Source organism: Thioclava sp. GXIMD4215 (genome assembly GCF_045291555.1).
GTDB classification, from domain to species: domain Bacteria; phylum Pseudomonadota; class Alphaproteobacteria; order Rhodobacterales; family Rhodobacteraceae; genus Thioclava; species Thioclava litoralis.
Genome location: NZ_CP149515.1, coordinates 1815761 through 1832962, shown reverse-complemented (window position 1 = coordinate 1832962; position 17202 = coordinate 1815761). Strand labels below are relative to the sequence as shown.

The 17202-nt window shown below is 61.2% G+C and carries 11 protein-coding genes; 7 read left to right on the top strand and 4 right to left on the bottom strand.

The genetic code is table 11. The features are described 5' to 3' along the window. Positions 1–94: 94 nt before the first annotated feature. A complete protein-coding gene (gene gyrB / locus WDB86_RS09035) occupies positions 95–2545 on the top strand; it encodes a DNA topoisomerase (ATP-hydrolyzing) subunit B (RefSeq protein WP_406735729.1) in 2451 nt (816 codons plus the stop codon). A gap of 73 nt (positions 2546–2618) precedes the next feature. Here gyrB and WDB86_RS09030 read toward each other — a convergent pair whose 3' ends face one another. The 3 genes from WDB86_RS09030 to WDB86_RS09020 form a co-directional block, all read right to left on the bottom strand. Continuing rightward, positions 2619–5723: a valine--tRNA ligase gene (locus WDB86_RS09030; protein ID WP_406735728.1), complete on the bottom strand. Its 3105-nt coding sequence runs from the start codon at positions 5721–5723 to the stop codon at positions 2619–2621. A 79-nt stretch (positions 5724–5802) separates the two neighbouring features. After that, on the bottom strand, positions 5803–7764 hold the full coding sequence (locus WDB86_RS09025) for a bifunctional 2',3'-cyclic-nucleotide 2'-phosphodiesterase/3'-nucleotidase (protein ID WP_406735727.1): 1962 nt from the start codon (positions 7762–7764) through the stop codon (positions 5803–5805). A gap of 114 nt (positions 7765–7878) precedes the next feature. Beyond that, entirely contained in the window at positions 7879–8310 is a 432-nt protein-coding gene (locus WDB86_RS09020) for an Lrp/AsnC family transcriptional regulator (protein ID WP_339108801.1), read from the bottom strand. Between the two features lie 233 nt (positions 8311–8543). On the opposite strand from WDB86_RS09020, the gene WDB86_RS09015 reads away from it, so the two are divergent. After that, positions 8544–9686, top strand: coding sequence for a type III PLP-dependent enzyme (locus WDB86_RS09015; RefSeq protein WP_339108802.1), 1143 nt, complete (start codon positions 8544–8546; stop codon positions 9684–9686). Here WDB86_RS09015 and ubiG read toward each other — a convergent pair whose 3' ends face one another. Then, on the bottom strand, positions 9687–10430 hold the full coding sequence (gene ubiG, locus WDB86_RS09010) for a bifunctional 2-polyprenyl-6-hydroxyphenol methylase/3-demethylubiquinol 3-O-methyltransferase UbiG (protein WP_406735726.1): 744 nt from the start codon (positions 10428–10430) through the stop codon (positions 9687–9689). A gap of 66 nt (positions 10431–10496) precedes the next feature. Here ubiG and pip point away from each other — a divergent pair, with 66 nt between their 5' ends. From pip to infB, 5 genes are all read left to right on the top strand, one after another. Further along, entirely contained in the window at positions 10497–11468 is a 972-nt protein-coding gene (gene pip, locus WDB86_RS09005; RefSeq protein WP_406720163.1) for a prolyl aminopeptidase, read from the top strand. Between the two features lie 184 nt (positions 11469–11652). Beyond that, positions 11653–12246, top strand: coding sequence for a ribosome maturation factor RimP (gene rimP / locus WDB86_RS09000; RefSeq protein ID WP_339108805.1), 594 nt, complete (start codon positions 11653–11655; stop codon positions 12244–12246). Continuing rightward, complete coding sequence (nusA, locus tag WDB86_RS08995; protein WP_339108806.1) at positions 12246–13868, top strand: transcription termination factor NusA; 1623 nt, start codon at positions 12246–12248, stop codon at positions 13866–13868. Before rimP ends, nusA begins: the two co-directional genes overlap by 1 nt. A 21-nt stretch (positions 13869–13889) precedes the next feature. Beyond that, on the top strand, positions 13890–14522 hold the full coding sequence (locus WDB86_RS08990) for an RNA-binding protein (protein ID WP_339108807.1): 633 nt from the start codon (positions 13890–13892) through the stop codon (positions 14520–14522). Next, positions 14519–17047, top strand: coding sequence for a translation initiation factor IF-2 (gene infB / locus WDB86_RS08985; RefSeq protein ID WP_339108808.1), 2529 nt, complete (start codon positions 14519–14521; stop codon positions 17045–17047). Before WDB86_RS08990 ends, infB begins: the two co-directional genes overlap by 4 nt. Positions 17048–17202: the final 155 nt, after the last annotated feature.

Genomic DNA, 17202 nt, shown 5'->3' with positions numbered 1-17202 from the left:
TCCCCCGTAAGAAAGCCCCGAAACTTGAGGCTAAGGCGTGACATTGTGGCCCGAAACTTCTATAAATCATGCACGTAAATAAGGACGAGCAGGCATGACCGAAGAACACGTCAAGAAATCCGAATATGGCGCCGATTCCATCAAGGTTTTGAAGGGGTTGGAAGCTGTGCGGAAACGCCCCGGCATGTATATCGGGGATACGGATGACGGGTCGGGCCTGCATCACATGGTCTATGAGGTCGTCGATAACGGTATCGACGAGGCTCTGGCCAATTATGCCGACTATGTGCATGTGAAAATCCACGCCGATAGCTCGGTTTCGGTGCGCGATAACGGGCGCGGGATTCCGGTCGATATGCACCATGAAGAGGGCGTCTCGGCGGCCGAGGTCATCATGACCCAGCTGCATGCGGGCGGTAAGTTCAACAATACCGATACCGACGGCAATGCCTATAAGGTTTCGGGCGGTCTGCACGGTGTGGGCGTGTCGGTGGTGAACGCGCTTTCCGACTGGCTGGAGCTGACCGTCTGGCGCGATGACAAGATCTACAAGGCCCGTTTCGAAAAGGGCGAATGCGTCGAGCATGTCCATGTTGTGGGCGAAGAGGTCGGCGGCCGCGGCACCGAGGTGCGCTTCCTTGCGTCGAACAAGGAAACCGACCCCGAGGGCACCTTCTCGAACCTCGATTACAGCTTTGAAACGCTGGAAAAACGCCTGCGCGAGCTGGCCTTCCTGAATTCCGGCGTGCGGATCATCGTCGAAGACGAGCGCCCCGCCGAGCCGCTGAAGTCCGAGCTGCATTATGACGGTGGCGTGCGGGAATTCGTGAAATATCTCGACCGCTCGAAGACCCCCGTGATGGATAGCCCTGTCTATATGATCGGTGAGGTGAACGGCATTGGCGTCGAGGTCGCGCTGTGGTGGAATGACAGCTACCACGAGACCGTGCTGCCCTTTACCAACAACATCCCCCAGCGCGATGGCGGCACCCATATGGCGGGCTTCCGTGGCGCGCTGACCCGCACCATCAACAATTACGCGCAGTCGTCTGGCATCGCCAAAAAGGAAAAGGTCAACTTTACCGGCGATGACGCCCGCGAAGGCCTGACCTGCGTGCTGTCGGTGAAAGTGCCGGACCCGAAATTCTCCAGCCAGACCAAGGACAAGCTGGTCTCCTCCGAGGTCCGGCCTGCGGTCGAGAACCTCGTGAACGAGAAGCTGGGCGAATGGTTCGAAGAGCATCCCGCCGAGGCCAAGCAGATCGTTGGCAAGATCATCGAGGCAGCCCTTGCCCGTGAAGCCGCCCGCAAAGCGCGCGAGCTGACGCGGCGCAAGACGGCGATGGATGTCGCCTCGCTTCCGGGGAAACTGGCGGATTGTCAGGAAAAAGACCCCGCTCTGTCCGAAGTCTTCCTCGTCGAGGGTGACTCGGCAGGTGGTTCGGCCAAACAGGGGCGCGAGCGGAAAAATCAGGCGGTGCTGCCGCTGCGTGGTAAGATCCTCAACGTGGAACGCGCGCGGTTTGACCGGATGCTGTCGTCGGACCAGATCGGGACGCTGATCACCGCGCTTGGCACCGGCATTGGCCGCGACGAGTTCAATATCGACAAGCTGCGCTATCACAAGATCATCATCATGACCGATGCGGATGTCGACGGCGCCCATATCCGCACCCTGCTGCTGACCTTCTTCTTCCGCCAGATGCCGGAACTGATCGAACGCGGCTATCTCTATATCGCGCAGCCGCCGCTGTATAAGGTCGCACGCGGCAAGTCCGAGGTTTACCTCAAGGACCAGAACGCGCTGGAAGATTATCTGATTGCCCAAGGGGTTGAGGGGGCTGTGCTGAAGCTGGGCACGGGCGAAGAAATCGTCGGCAATGACCTGCAGCGTGTGGTCGAAGAGGCGCGCGTGATCAAGCGTATCCTTGGCACCTTCCCGACGCTTTATCCGCGCCACATCCTTGAACAGGCCGCAATCGCCGGTGCGATGGTGCCGGGCGTGCTGGATAATGACGCGCAGGGCACGGCGGATGCTGTGGCTTCGCGCCTTGATCTGGTCGCGCTGGAATACGAGCGTGGCTGGCAGGGCCGTCAGACCCAAGATCACGGGCTGCGCCTGACCCGCATTCTGCGCGGTGTCGAAGAGGTCCGCACGCTGGATGGTCAGGTCATGCGCACCGGTGAAAGCCGCCGCCTTGGCGCGCATACGAAGGCGCTGCAGGACATCTATGGCAAGCCCGCCCGCCTGCACCGCAAGGACCGTCACCAGCTGATCCACGGCCCGCTGGAACTTCTGAACGCGATCCTGCAAGAGGGCGAAAAAGGTCTGTCCTTGCAGCGCTATAAAGGCTTGGGCGAGATGAACCCCGAGCAGCTGTGGGAAACCACGCTGGACCCCTCGGCGCGGACGCTGTTGCAGGTGAAAGTGGATGATGTGGCCGAGGCCGATGACATCTTCACCAAGCTGATGGGCGATGTGGTCGAACCCCGCCGCGACTTTATCCAGCAAAATGCGCTGAACGTCGAAAACCTTGATTTCTAAATAAAAAGCGGCCTCTCGGGGCCGCTTTTTTGGTGTTCTCAAAGGGAAGGGCCGGAAGATCCGGCCCTTTGTTTTACCCCAGTTCAGCCAAGCGTTTGACGGCTGCGGCAATCTTATCCGCCTCTTCCTGACGGAGCGCCAGATTGCCGCGGGTTTCCTCGATCACCTCGGCATCGGCTTTCTCGAGGAATTTCGGGTTCTTCAGGCGACCCTCCATCCCGCCGATCTCTTTCTGGATCTTGGCCAAGGCTTTCTCCAGACGGGCTTTCTCGGCCTTGACGTCGATCACCCCTTCCAGCGGCAGACCAAAGAGCGCGCCATGCGCAGGGATCGAGATCGCGCCCTTGCCGATCGGCCCCTCGGTGATGTTGTCGATACGCGCCAGCTTGAGGATCAGCGCCTCGTTATTGGCCAGCGCCGCACGGGCAGGGGCGTCGGCCTCGGCCAGAATCATCGGTAGTTTCAGCCCGACCGGCACGCCCATCTGTGCCCGCGACGAGCGGATTTCCTCGATCAGCGCGATCACCCAGTTCATCTCGGCATCGGCTGCCGGATCGACCAGATCTGCCGCCGTGTAGGTCGGCCAATCGGCATGGGCCAGAAGTTTTGCGCGGTCACCCGTCAGATCCCAAAGCTCTTCGGTGATGAAGGGCATGATCGGGTGCAGCATGACATAGGCCTGATCCAGAACCCAGCGCATGGTCTCGCGGGTTTCCTGCGCATGTTCGCCGTCAAACAGGGGCTTGGCGAATTCGACATACCAGTCGCAGACCTTGCCCCAGACAAAGCCGTAAAGCGCATTGGCGGCATCGTTGAAACGATAGGTGTCAAAGGCGGCATCGACCTCTTCGCGGACCTTGGCGACCTCGCCCACGATCCAGCGGTTCACCGTATGGGTCGGCGCGGGCATCGCCACCGGCGCACCCTCGAAGACGCCATTCATCTCGGCAAAGCGGGTGGCGTTCCAGATCTTGGTGCCGAAGTTCCGATAGCCTGCGATACGGTCTTTCGAGAGCTTCAGCACGCCACCAAGCGCCGCCATGGACGCATTGGTAAAGCGCAGCGCATCGGCGCCGAATTCGTCAATGATTTCCAGCGGGTCGATGACATTGCCCGTGGTCTTCGACATCTTCTTGCCCTTCTCGTCGCGGACAAGCTGGTGCAGGTAGACGGTGTGGAAGGGCACCTGATCAACCACGGCCAACTGCATCATCATCATGCGCGCGACCCAGAAGAACAGGATGTCAAAACCGGTGACCAGAACATCGGTCGGGAAGTATTTCGAGGTGCTCTCGTCCCAATTCGGCCAGCCCAGCGTGCCGATCGGCCAGAGACCGGACGAGAACCATGTATCCAGCACATCGCCATCGCGCCAGACCGGGTAGACTAGATGGGTCGGGTCCTGAGAGACGTTATATTCGGCCAAGGATACCGCCAGCGTCTCCATCGCCGCCTTACGGTCGGCGACTTCAACGACACGCGCCGCCGACAGAGGCACGGGCAGATCTGCATTGGCATCGCGGAAGAGTTCCGTCACCGCATCGAAATCGGCGGCGCAATGGTGGATGTCACCACGATGCAGCATGCCACCTTCATTCAGCAGGCGGCCCAGTTCGACCTCGTCCAGATCGCCATTGCCTTCGTCATCACGGAATTCCGGCGCCGAGAGGTCAAGCCCGTACCACACGGGGATCTGGTGGCCCCACCAAAGCTGGCGCGAGATACACCAGGGCTCGATGTTTTCCAGCCAGTGGAAATAGGTCTTTTCGCCCGACTCGGGCATGATCTTGGTGCGGCCATCGCGCACGGCATCGAGCGCCTTGCCCACGATCTTCTCGGCATCGACGAACCACTGATCGGTCAGCATCGGCTCGATCACCACCTTCGAGCGGTCACCGAAGGGCTGCATGATCGGCTTGTCCTCGACGTAAGGAACCCAGATCGCGGCCTCGTTGCCCTCGTCATCGGTGAGGGTCTTTTCAACCGTCACCGCCAGACCTGCGGCATTGATATCCTCGATCACCGCCTTGCGGGCCTCGAACCGGTCCATGCCGCGATATTTCTCGGGCACGAGGTTGAGGCTGTCGATCTCCATTTCGCCTGCTTCGGCACCGGCCGCGATCTCGCGGGCGCGGGCTACGCAGTCGTCATAGGACAGGCCATCGGCGCGCATCGCGCCCTGCATATCCATCAGGCGATACATCGGCAGGTTACAGCGTTTGGCGACCTGATAATCGTTGAAATCATGCGCACCAGTGATCTTCACCGCCCCCGAGCCGAAGTCCATATCGGGATATTCATCGGCCACGATCGGGATCAGACGGTCACAGAGCGGCAGATGCACCATCTTGCCGACGATGGGCGCATAGCGCTCGTCCTTCGGGTTCACGGCCACGGCGCCATCGCCCAGCATGGTCTCGGGGCGGGTGGTCGCGATGGAGATGTAGTCGCGGACCTCCTCGAAGGTGACGTTCCCGTCTTCGTCCTTCTCGCGATAGGTATAGGTCTCGCCGCCTGCCAGCTTATACTTGAAGTGCCACATATGGCCCGCGACTTCGATATTCTCGACCTCGAGGTCCGAGATCGCGGTTTCGAAATGGGGGTCCCAGTTGACCAGACGCTTGCCGCGATAGATCATGCCCTTGTTATACATATCCACGAAGACCTTGATCACGGCATCGTGGAAATTGGGGCTGTTTTCATGGCCGGTGCGCGGGTCCCCCGGTGCGCCTGCCATGGTGAAAGCATTGCGCGACCAGTCGCAGGACGAGCCAAGGCGCTGAAGCTGGCCCACGATGGTCGAGCCATATTTGCCCTTCCAGTCCCAGACCTTCTCGAGGAATTTCTCGCGGCCCAGCTCGCGGCGGCCCGGTTGGCCGGTCTTGGCCAGTTCTTTCTCCACCATCAGCTGGGTGGCGATGCCCGCATGGTCCTGACCCGGCTGCCAGAGCGTGTCAAAGCCGCGCATCCGGTGCCAGCGCACCAGAATATCCTGAATGGTATTGTTGAACGCATGGCCCACATGCAGCGCGCCGGTGACATTCGGCGGCGGGATCATGATGGTGAAGGTTTCGGGGCGCGAGGCATTGGCGCCTGCTTTGAAGGCGCCTGCCTCTTCCCATTTGGCGGAGATGCGGGGTTCTGCTTCGGCGGCGTTGAAATTCTTTTCCATCGGCATGGGTCTGATCCTTTTAAGGCTTGGCCCTCTTTAACGTGGGGCAGGCGCGAGGAAAAGCCTTTGACGCAGGGCAAATGTGTCAGAGCGTGATGCGATAAAGCGCAAATCCCCCCTCGGCCTCGCCCGCATCCGCGATCTGCACGCCTTTTACCGCCTCCATAAACGCGCGCCCTGCCGGACCGGAGGCAAAGGTGACTGTGGTGTCAGCCATCGGCGCAAAGCCCCAGTTGCTATCGGCCGAGGGGTTAATCGTGCCTTCCTTCTGGATAAAGCGCAGAAGGATGTCGCGGTTGGTATCCGGCCCCTCGAAGATGATTTTCGAGGGCTCGATGCCCGGAAAATTTCCGCCGCCGCCTGCACGATAGTTGTTCGAGGCCACGATAAACTCCTGGTCAGGGTCGATGGGTTTGCCGTTGAACATAAGGTCTTTGATGCGCCCACCCTCGCTGATCTGCTTGCCATCGCTGTCGAATTTCGAGGGCTTCGAGAGGTCGATCCTATAGCTCACCCCATCCATCACGTCGAAATTATAGCTGGGGAAATCGGGGTTCAGCAGCGCTGCGTCCTGAGCGCCCGCCGTGATCTGGTTGAAGGCCCCAGCCGAACGCTCCAGCCAGTCGGCCACAGTGGCCCCCGTGACCTTCAGCGCGCGGAAGGTATTGGGATAAAGATAGAGGTCCGCCACATTCTTGATGGCCACGGGGCCTTCGGGGACATTGGTATAGTAGTCCGGCCCGCCGCGCCCGCCGCATTTGAAAGGCGCGGCCGCCGAGAGGATCGGCAGATCCTTATAGGCGGTTTCCTTCAGCATATCAGCGGCATACCAGCTTTGCGCCTGTGACACGATCTGCACCGAAGGATCATCGGCCACCTGCGCGAAATAGCTGTAAAGCGGTGCCGAGGTCTTCCCCACGGGCGCGCGGATATAGGCCAGCGTTGCCTCGTGATCAGCCTCGACCGCATCAAGGATGATCGGCAGGCTCCCGACAAGCGCCACCGCCTTGCGGTCTTCGCGCTTGTAGATCGGGCGCGCTTCCGAGGTATGGCTCACGATCTGCCATTTGTCGCCCTGCTTTTCGAGCATCAGATCAATCAGCCCCATATGCGAGCCCCAGAACCCTGCCATCACGGCAGGCTTTCCGGCCAAGGTGCCTTTCTGGGCGTCCACCCCTTCGATGCCCTCGTAATCGGGGCCGGGCAGGACGCGGTGCTGATGTCCGGTCAGGACGACATCAATGCCCTCGATCTCGGCCACATACAACGCGGCGTTTTCCATGCCTGCGGTATAGCCGCCGCCCTCGATGCCGGTATGGGCCAGCGCGATCACCAGATCGCAGCCTTCGTCCTGCCTGAGCTTGGGCACCCATGCCCGAGCCGCCGCAACAATGTCTCGTACCGACACGCGGCCTTTCAGATTGGCCTCGTCCCATTGCAGGATCTGGGGCGGCACAAAACCGATGACCCCGATCTTGACCTCATGCACCTCGCCCGCCCCGTCCACAAGACCGCGATCCATGACGTAATAGGGCGGAAAGAGGGTCTCGTCCTGCGTCGGGATCTGCCCCAGTTCGGGGCCGACCACCACATTGGCGCATACGAAGGGAAAGGCGGCATCGGCCAAAGAGGCCTGCAGGAACTCCAGCCCGTAATTGAATTCATGATTGCCCAGGGTCGCGCAATCATAGCCCAGAATATTCATCGCCTTGATCATCGGGTGCACGTCATCGCCCACCCCTTTCCGATGCGCGATGTAATCCCCCAGCGGATTGCCCTGCAAAAGGTCGCCATTATCCAGCAGCAGGGTGTTCTCGGCCTCGTCCCTGAGGCTTTCGATCAGGGTCGCCGTGCGCGCCAGCCCCTGCGTGTCATCGGGCTTGTCCCCGTAATAATCATAGGGGTCGATGGCCACATGGATATCGGTCGTTTCGATGAGCCGCAGATGGATCTGTCCGGCGGCGGCTTCGGCCTTGAACGGGTGGACCAGATAGGCTCCGGTTGCGGCGCTTGCCGCCAGAAAATAACGGCGAGAAATTCCGGTCATGGCGGGTCCTTTCGTGATCTTGCCCTTAAACTGGCGCAGTTTCCCTGCGGTTTCACGACAAATGCGCGCTGCACGTGGCGTCAGCGGGCGCGCGCCCGTCGCGATGCGCGAAAATTAGACCGCCCGATCCAGCTTTGTGGTCAGATGGATCAGACTTTCCGAATTGAGCACGCCCGGAATCTCGCCGATCAGGTCCAGCACACGGTCAAGCTGCATTGTGGTATCGGCGGCGATCTGTGCCATCAGGTCGATCCGGCCCGAACAGGTCACGATGCGCTCGATCTCGGGGATGGCTTTGAGGCGTCCCAGAATGGCCTGTTGGACCTTCAGATCAATCTCCAGCAGGGCGGTGGCGCGCAGGCGCTGGCTGCGGGCGGCTTCCCCCAGTTTGACGGTGTAGCCCACGATCACCTTCTCGGATTCCAGCCGCTCGAGCCGCGCCTGCACGGTCGAGCGCGCCACCTTCAGCCGCCGCGCCACGGTCGAGAGGGAAAGCCGCGCATCCCCCGAAAGAAGCCCCAGAAGGGCACGATCCAGCTCATCCATCGCATGCCTGCCAATTTTGTCGTGAAAGCCGTCAGTTTAACGAAGATAGGCTACAGATTTGGTCTTTCCATGACAAGGTTTTGGCCCCATATGGCGCGACACAGAGGCAGGCGGAGCCTTGCGAGAGGCCCGTCTGGTTGGATAAACCGCGTAAGCGCTTTCCCAACCCATGCGGGGCCAAAGGCCGCGCGCAGGGCAAGAGGTGGCTGCCACTCATTGTGCGAGGAAAGCCGATGGGCGTGTCGAAGACAATCTGGAGCAATCCGTCCGAAATCATCCGTGTGAACAAGCCCGATCATCCGGTCTTGGTGTTTTCGCCCGCCATGTTGCAGCAGACGGCGGTGCGTTTCATCCGCGGCTTTCCGGGGCTTGTGACCTATGACGTGAAATCCAACCCTGCCGAGATGGTGATTGAAAACCTCGCCGCAGCGGGGCTGCGTGGATTTGATGTGGCCGCGCCCGACGAGATCGACCTGATCCGCCGTCTCGCGCCCAACTGTGCGTTGCATTACCACAATCCCGTGCGGGGCCGCGCCGAGATCGCCCATGCCGTTGCGGCGGGCGTCAGGGCGTGGTCGGTCGATAGCCGGAGCGAATTGACCAAGCTGGTCGCGCTGGTGCCCTATGAGAATTGCGAGATCTCGGTGCGGTTCAAACTGGCCGATGAGGCTGGCAATTACAACCCGACAGCCAAGTTTGGCGCGACGCAGGAACTGGCGGTTGATCTGCTGCGCGAGGTGGAGGCGGCGGGGTTCAGGCCCTCGCTGACCTTCCAGCCCGGCTCGCAGGTGACCGACCCAATGGTCTGGGACCGCTTCATCCGCGCGGCGGCCGCTATCGCGGGGCAGGCGGGCGTGCGGCTCTACCGGCTGAATGTGGGGGGCGGCTTCCCGAACCACCGCAAGGCCGGCCCGGCCCCCAATCTCGAGGCGATCTTCACCACGATCGGGCAGGCGACGGGCGAGGCTTTCGGCGAGAGCCGCCCCGCGCTGGTCTGCGAGCCGGGCAGGGGGCTGGTGGGCGATGCTTTCACCCATATCACCCGCGTGAAAGCCCTGCGCGATGGCGGCGATGTGTTCCTGAATGACGGGATTTACGGTGGCCTTGCCGAATTGCCTCTGGTGGGCAATATCGAGCGTCTGGCCGTCTATGATCCCGAGGGCCGCAAGCGTGAGGGCGCACCTTTGCCGCGGATGATTTTTGGTCCGACCTGCGACCCTGTGGACCGCCTGCCGGGCAAGCTGGCACTGCCCGACGATCTGGCCGAGGAAGACTTTATCGTCTTCCACGGCATGGGGGCCTATAGCGCCGTGACCAACACCCATTTCAGCGGCTTCGGCAAAATGGAGATCGTCACGGCCCTGAGCTTGGTGTGATCAGGCTTTCAGGCTGGTGGTGACGTAATTCACCGACAGATCCCGTGCCGAGGTGGACCAGCGCCATGTGATCGGGTTCAGCACCATGCCCTTGCGGTCGACCATATCCAGCTGGGCGTTCAGGACCATATCCTCCAGCTCGTCGGGCGTGATGAACTTGGCCCAGTCATGCGTGCCATTGGGCAGCCATTTCAGGATCCGCTCGGCGCCGACAATGGCGAACATATAGCTTTTGGCATTGCGGTTGAGGGTCGAGACAAACATCATCCCGCCCGATTTTACCAGCGCCGCACAGGTGTCGATGAACTCCTGCGGCACGGCCACATGTTCGACGATCTCCATCGCCAGAACCACGTCGAACGCTTCGCCATCGGCGGCCAGCGCCTCGGCGGTGCCGTGGCGATAGTCGATCTCCAGCCCCGACTGTTCTGCATGCAGACGCGCCACGGGCAGGTTGCCCTCGGCGGCATCCACCCCCACCACCGTGGCACCCAGCCGTGCCATCGGTTCCGACAGCAGCCCGCCGCCGCAGCCGATATCGAGGATACGCAGCCCTTCAAAAGGGCGTGCATCGCGCAGGTTGCGGCCGAATTGCGTGGCGATCTGCGTGCTCAGATAGTCCAACCGGCAGGGGTTCATCTGGTGCAGCGGGCGGAATTTGCCGTTTGGATCCCACCATTCGGCGGCCATAGCCTCGAATTTGGCAACTTCGTCAGGGTTGATGGTCGATTTCACGTCTGACATGGCTTACCTCGAAATATCTGCCTCTGCCCCGTGGTGGAGCACCGTTTTGCGCTATATAGTCTGATCATGGATAGAACTGCAGGTCAAAAACGCCAACCGACGTCTTATCTTTACCCGCCGATCGAGCCTTTCGACCGGCGTATGCTGGACGTCGGCGATGGTCATCAGCTGTATATCGAGCAATCGGGCAATCCGCATGGGGTGCCCGTGGTGGTGTTTCACGGCGGGCCAGGGGGCGGATGCAGCCCTGCGATGCGGCGGTTCTTTGACCCCGCGCATTACCGGATCGTTTTGTTTGACCAACGCGGCTGCGGGCTGTCCAAGCCGCAGGCGTCGGTCGAGAATAACACGACATGGCATCTGGTCGCCGATATCGAGGCGATTCGGCAGGTTCTGGGCATTGAACGCTGGATCGTTTTCGGCGGTAGCTGGGGGGCGACTCTGGCGCTGATCTATGCCGAGACGCATCCCGACCATGTGCGCGCACTCGTGCTGCGCGGAGTGTTTCTGGCGATGGCGCGCGAGATCGACTGGTTCTATGGCGGGGGAGCGGGGCAGTTCTTCCCCGATCTGTGGAAACGGTTCTGCGAGCCGATCCCCGAAGAGGAGCGGGGCGATATGGTGGCCGCCTATCACAAGCGGCTCTTCAGTGGCGATTATGTGACCGAGGCCCGCCATGCCCGTATCTGGACGATGTGGGAGAACGCGCTGGCCTCGGTGGATACCGACGGCCATATGGGCGAGGCCCCTGCCGATTACGCCCGTGCTTTCGCGCGGCTAGAAAACCATTATTTTTCCAATCAGGCGTTCCTTGAGGAAGATGGCCAGATCCTGCGCGACCGTCACAAGATCGAGCATATCCCGACGATGATCGTGCAGGGCCGTATGGATATGATCTGCCCGCCCTATTCGGCATGGCGTCTGGCGCAGAACTGGCCGCTGGCCGAGTTGCAGATGGTACCCGCCTCGGGACATGCGTTGTCGGAGCCGCGGATTACTCAAAGCCTTGTGGGGATCATGGACAGGCTGCGGCGCTGAGCGTGGCGATTGTAAGGCGTATGTGCGGGGCTTGCGCGAAACGCTTGCAAACAAGCCCGCGATGGGTTATAGACTTGCCCAACAGCGGCGTGTCGGGCTTGGCTCGGCATCCACCGAACCTATGCAACGGGCCGCTTGGCCCGTTTTTCTGTTTTCGGGTCAAGGCTTTCAACGAAGGACGGACATGACCGACCTCATCGCAAAGACCGCCATCGACCGGCGTCTGGCAGATATTGTTCAGCCCACCATCGAGGGGCTGGGTTTCGAGTTGATTCGTATCCGCCTGCAGGGCGGCAAGACGGCAACGCTCCAGATCATGGCAGATCGCCCCGAGGGTGGCATCATCGTGGATGATTGCGCCAAGATCTCGACGGCTGTCAGTGCTGTGCTGGATGTGGAGGACCCGATCGAGGATAATTACCACCTCGAAGTGTCTTCCCCCGGTATCGACCGCCCACTGACACGTCTGAAGGATTTCGATGTTTGGGAAGGCTATGAGGCCAAGGTCGAGACGTCGGAGATGATCGACGGGCGTCGCCGCTTCAAGGGCTTCATCCGCGGGACGGAAGGGGAAGAGGTTCTGCTCGAGATCGAAGAGCAGGGCGAGCCGGTGACCATCGGTTTGCAATTCGACTGGCTGTCGGATGCGAAACTTGTGCTGACCGACGAGTTGATTGACGAGATGCTGCGCCAGAAAAAGGCCTCTGGCGCAATTGATGAGACCGAATTCGACGAGATCGAAACGGATACGGATGCTTCCGACGAGGAGAAAGAGTGATGGCAATCACCTCTGCCAACCAGCTTGAACTGCTGCAGACCGCCGAGGCCGTGGCCCGCGAAAAGATGATCGACCCCGATCTGGTGATCGAGGCGATGGAAGATTCGCTGGCCCGTGCGGCAAAGTCCCGTTACGGCTCGGAAATGGACATTCGCGTCCATATCGACCGCAAGACCGGTCGTGCGACCTTCACCCGTGTGCGCACCGTTGTGGCGGATGAGGAGCTTGAGAACTATCAGGCAGAGCTGACCGTCAAGCAGGCCAAGCAATATAAGGCCGAGCCCGAGATCGGGGACGAGATCATCGACGAGGTTCCCCCTGTTGATCTGGGCCGTATCGCCGCGCAATCCGCCAAGCAGGTCATCCTGCAGCGCGTGCGCGAAGCCGAGCGTGACCGCCAGTATGAGGAATTCAAGGATCGCAAGGGCACCATCATCAATGGTGTGGTCAAGCGCGAGGAATATGGCAATATCATCGTCGATATCGGTCGTGGCGAGGGCATCCTGCGCCGCAACGAGAAGATCGGCCGTGAATCCTACCGCCCGAGCGACCGTATCCGCTGCTATGTGAAAGACGTGCGCCGCGAGACCCGCGGCCCGCAGATTTTCCTGTCGCGTACCGATCCGCAATTCATGGCGGAACTGTTCAAGATGGAAGTGCCGGAAATCTATGACGGCATCATCGAGATCAAGGCCGTGGCCCGTGATCCGGGATCGCGCGCGAAAATCGCCGTGATTTCCTATGATAACTCGATCGACCCCGTCGGCGCTTGCGTCGGTATGCGCGGGAGCCGTGTGCAGGCCGTCGTGGGCGAGCTGCAGGGCGAGAAGATCGACATCATTCCGTGGAACGAAGACACCGCGACTTTCCTTGTGAATGCGCTGCAACCGGCAGAAGTGTCGAAAGTGGTGTTCGACGAGGAAGCCCAGAAGATCGAAGTGGTTGTGCCCGACGAACAGCTGTCGCTGGCCATCGGTCGCCGTGGTCAGAACGTGCGTCTGGCCTCGCAGCTGACCGGTCTCGATATCGACATCATGACCGAGGCCGAGGAATCGAGCCGCCGTCAGGCCGAATTCGCAGAGCGCACCAAGCTGTTCGTGGATGCACTTGATATCGACGAGTTCTTCGCCCAGCTTCTGGTCGCGGAAGGTTTTGCGAACCTCGAAGAAGTGGCTTATGTCGAAAGCGACGAGCTGCTGTCGATCGAGGGGATCGACGAAGGCACCGCCGAGGAGCTTCAGGCCCGCGCGCGTGACTATATCGAAGAGCTCAATCGCAAGGCCATCGAGAGCGCCCGCGCGCTTGGTGCCGAGGACAGCCTGTTCGAGGTCGAGGGCCTGACCGCACCGATGGTCGAGGCACTGGCGAAAGACGGCGTGAAGACGCTGGAAGATTTCGCGACCTGCGCCGACTGGGAGCTGGCCGGTGGCTGGACCACCGTCGATGGCAAGCGCCAGAAGGATGACGGTCTGCTGGAATCCTTCGATGTGTCGCTGGAAGATGCGCAGAATATGGTGATGACCGCACGTGTGCAGCTGGGCTGGGTTGACCCGACCGAGCTGGAAGCACAGGCGGATGCCGCAGAAGAAGATGCGGCCGAGGGCGAAGAGCCCAAGGCCTAAGAGAAGGGGATCAGACCGATCATGAGCCGTGGTGGGCGAGACAAAGTAAATGACGAGCCGGAACGGCGCTGCATCGTCACGCAAGACGTGCAGCCCAAGGCCGGGCTTGTGCGTTTCGTGCTGGGGCCGGACGGTCTGATCTATCCCGATGTGGCAGAAAAGCTGCCAGGTCGGGGTATCTGGGTGACCTCGGATCGCGAGGTGATCGAGAAAGCTGCAACCAAGGGATTGTTCTCCCGCGGGGCAAAGGCCAAGGCGGAGGTGCCGGATAATCTGGCAGATCTTGTCGAAGAGGCCCTTGCACATCGCGTGGTTGAGCTTATCTCCTTGGTCAGGAAATCTGGCAAAGCCGTTTGTGGCTTTGAAAAGGTCAAGGGCTGGCTCGCGGAAGGTCGGGCAAAAGTGCTCTTCCAGGCCTCCGATGGATCGGAGCGCGGGAAGGGTAAGCTCTGGACCCCCGAGGGCGGCCGATGGTTCGGCTGTCTGACCAGCGCGGAATTGGGTTTGGCTTTTGGGCGCGATCGTGCAATACACGGCGCGCTTGGTTCTGGTGGACTCACTCCGCGTGTCATAACAGAAGCGGCAAGGCTTGCGGGGATGCGCAGGCAGGACGGCGGCAAAGCGGCTGCCAGTAAGGATACGAAGACGGCATGAGCGATACGGACGGCAAAAAAACCCTCGGTCTTGGTGGCGCACGCCCCGGTTCGGTGAAGCAAAGCTTCAGCCACGGGCGCACCAAGAGCGTGGTGGTGGAAACCAAGACCAAGAAACGGGTCGTGAACAAGCCTGCGGCCGCGGCGGCCGGTGGCAAGCCCTCCGGCTCGCGCCCGAATCTGGGCGACCCTAAAAAACGCCCTGCAGGCATCTCGGATGCCGAGATGGAGCGCCGCCTGAAGGCGCTGCAGGCTGCAAAAGCACGTGAGGCCGAAGAGGCCGCTGCCCGCGAAGCCGAGGAAAAGGCCCGCGAGGAAGAGCGCGAGCGTCGCCGTGCCGAGCAGGAAGCGAAAGAGAAAGAAGAGCGCGAGCGTGAAGAAGCGCTGCGCCTGAAAGCGGAGGAGGACGAGCGTAAAGCACGCGAGGCCGAACTGCGCGCCAAGAAAAAAGAAGAGGTCCGCAAGGCACCGAAGGCCGACGCACCAGCCGCACCGCAAGACCGCGCTGCGGCCGAAGCGGCCGCAGCCCGTGCCGAGACCAAGGGCGTTTCGGCCTCGGGTCCGCGCAAGACCGACCGCGAGCGTGATCGCAACGAGCGGGATGCACGCGGCAAGGCGGCCAAGGATAACAGCCGCCGTGCAGGCAAGCTGTCGCTGAACGAAGCGCTTTCGGGCACCGAGGGGCGTCAGCGCTCGCTCGCGTCGATGAAGCGCAAGCAGGAACGTCAGCGCCAGAAGGGCATGGGCACGCAGCGCGCCGAGAAACAGGCGCGTGATGTCCAGCTGCCGGAAACCATTCTGGTGGGCGAACTGGCCAACCGTATGGCCGAGCGCACCGCGGATGTTGTCAAATCGCTCATGAAAATGGGCATGATGGTGACCGCGAACCAACCGCTGGATGCCGACACCGCAGAGCTGGTGATCGAAGAGTTCGGCCACCGCGCCGTCCGCGTGTCGGATTCGGATGTGGAACAGGTGATCGACACGGTTCAGGACAAGCCGGAAGACCTCCAGCCGCGTCCGCCGATCGTGACCATCATGGGCCACGTTGACCACGGCAAGACTTCGCTTCTGGATGCGATCCGCAATGCGAATGTCGTTTCGGGCGAAGCGGGCGGGATCACGCAGCATATCGGTGCCTATCAGGTGACCACCGAGCGCGGGTCGGTTCTGACCTTCCTTGACACCCCCGGCCACGCGGCGTTCACGTCGATGCGGGCGCGCGGTGCGAATGTGACCGACGTGGTCATTCTGGTCGTGGCGGCGGATGACTCGGTCATGCCGCAGACCATCGAGGCGATCAACCACGCGAAAGCGGCGAATGTGCCGATGATCGTGGCGATCAACAAGATCGACAAGCACGAGGCCAATGCGCAGCGTGTGCGCACCGAGCTTCTGCAGCATAACGTTGTTGTCGAAGAGATGGGCGGCGACGTGCAGACGGTTGAAGTGTCGGCCAAGACCGGTAAGGGGCTTGATACCCTGCTGGAGGCCATCGCGCTTCAGGCCGAAATTCTGGAACTGCAAGCCAACCCGAACCGTCAGGCGCAGGGTGCGGTGATCGAGGCCAAGCTCGATGTGGGCCGTGGTCCGGTCGCGACCGTTCTGGTGCAGCATGGTACTCTCAAACGCGGCGATATCTTCGTTGTGGGCGAGCAATGGGGTAAGGTCCGCGCGCTGATCAACGACCGCGGCGACCGTGTTGATGAAGCCGGCCCTTCGGTTCCGGTCGAGGTGCTTGGCCTTAACGGAACGCCGGAAGCAGGCGACGTGCTCAACGTGGTCGAAACCGAGGCACAGGCCCGCGAGATCGCGGATTACCGTATCTCGGCGGCCAAGGACAAACGTGCCGCAGCCGGTGCCGCCACCACGCTGGAACAGCTGATGGCGAAAGCCAAGGCCGATGAAAGCGTTTCGGAACTGGCCGTTGTGGTCAAGGCCGACGTGCAGGGGTCGACCGAGGCCATCGTTCAGGCGCTTGAAAAGATCGGCAACGACGAGGTGCGCGTGCGCGTCATCCATTCGGGTGTGGGCGCGATCACCGAATCCGATATCGGTCTGGCCGAAGCAAGCCAGGCTCCGGTTATCGGTTTCAACGTGCGTGCGAATGCTCCGGCGCGTAGCTCGGCCAACCAGAAGGGTGTCGAGATCCGCTATTACTCGATCATCTATGATCTGGTGGATGACATCAAAGCGGCCGCATCGGGCCTTCTGTCGGCAGAGATCCGCGAGAACTTCATCGGCTATGCCGAGATCAAGGAAGTCTTCAAGGTCACCGGCGTCGGCAAGGTCGCAGGCTGCTTGGTCACCGAAGGCGTTGCCCGCCGTTCGGCTGGCGTGCGTCTGCTGCGCGACAACGTGGTGATCCACGAAGGCACGCTGAAGACGCTCAAGCGCTTCAAGGACGAGGTCAAGGAAGTCATTTCCGGTCAGGAATGCGGTATGGCGTTCGAACGCTACGAAGATATCCGTCCCGGCGATGTGATCGAGATCTTCGAGCGCGAAGAGATCGAACGCTCGCTCTGATCGGCGGTCTGAGATCCAAAAGAAAAAGGCGGCCCGCGTGGCCGCCTTTTTTATGCGCGTGGATCCGGTGGCAAAGGCCGTTGCGAGGCCCCGTCTGTTGCTCAGGGGTGGGGCAGGCCCGATGCCCGCCAGCCCGAAGAGTACCTATCGGGAAG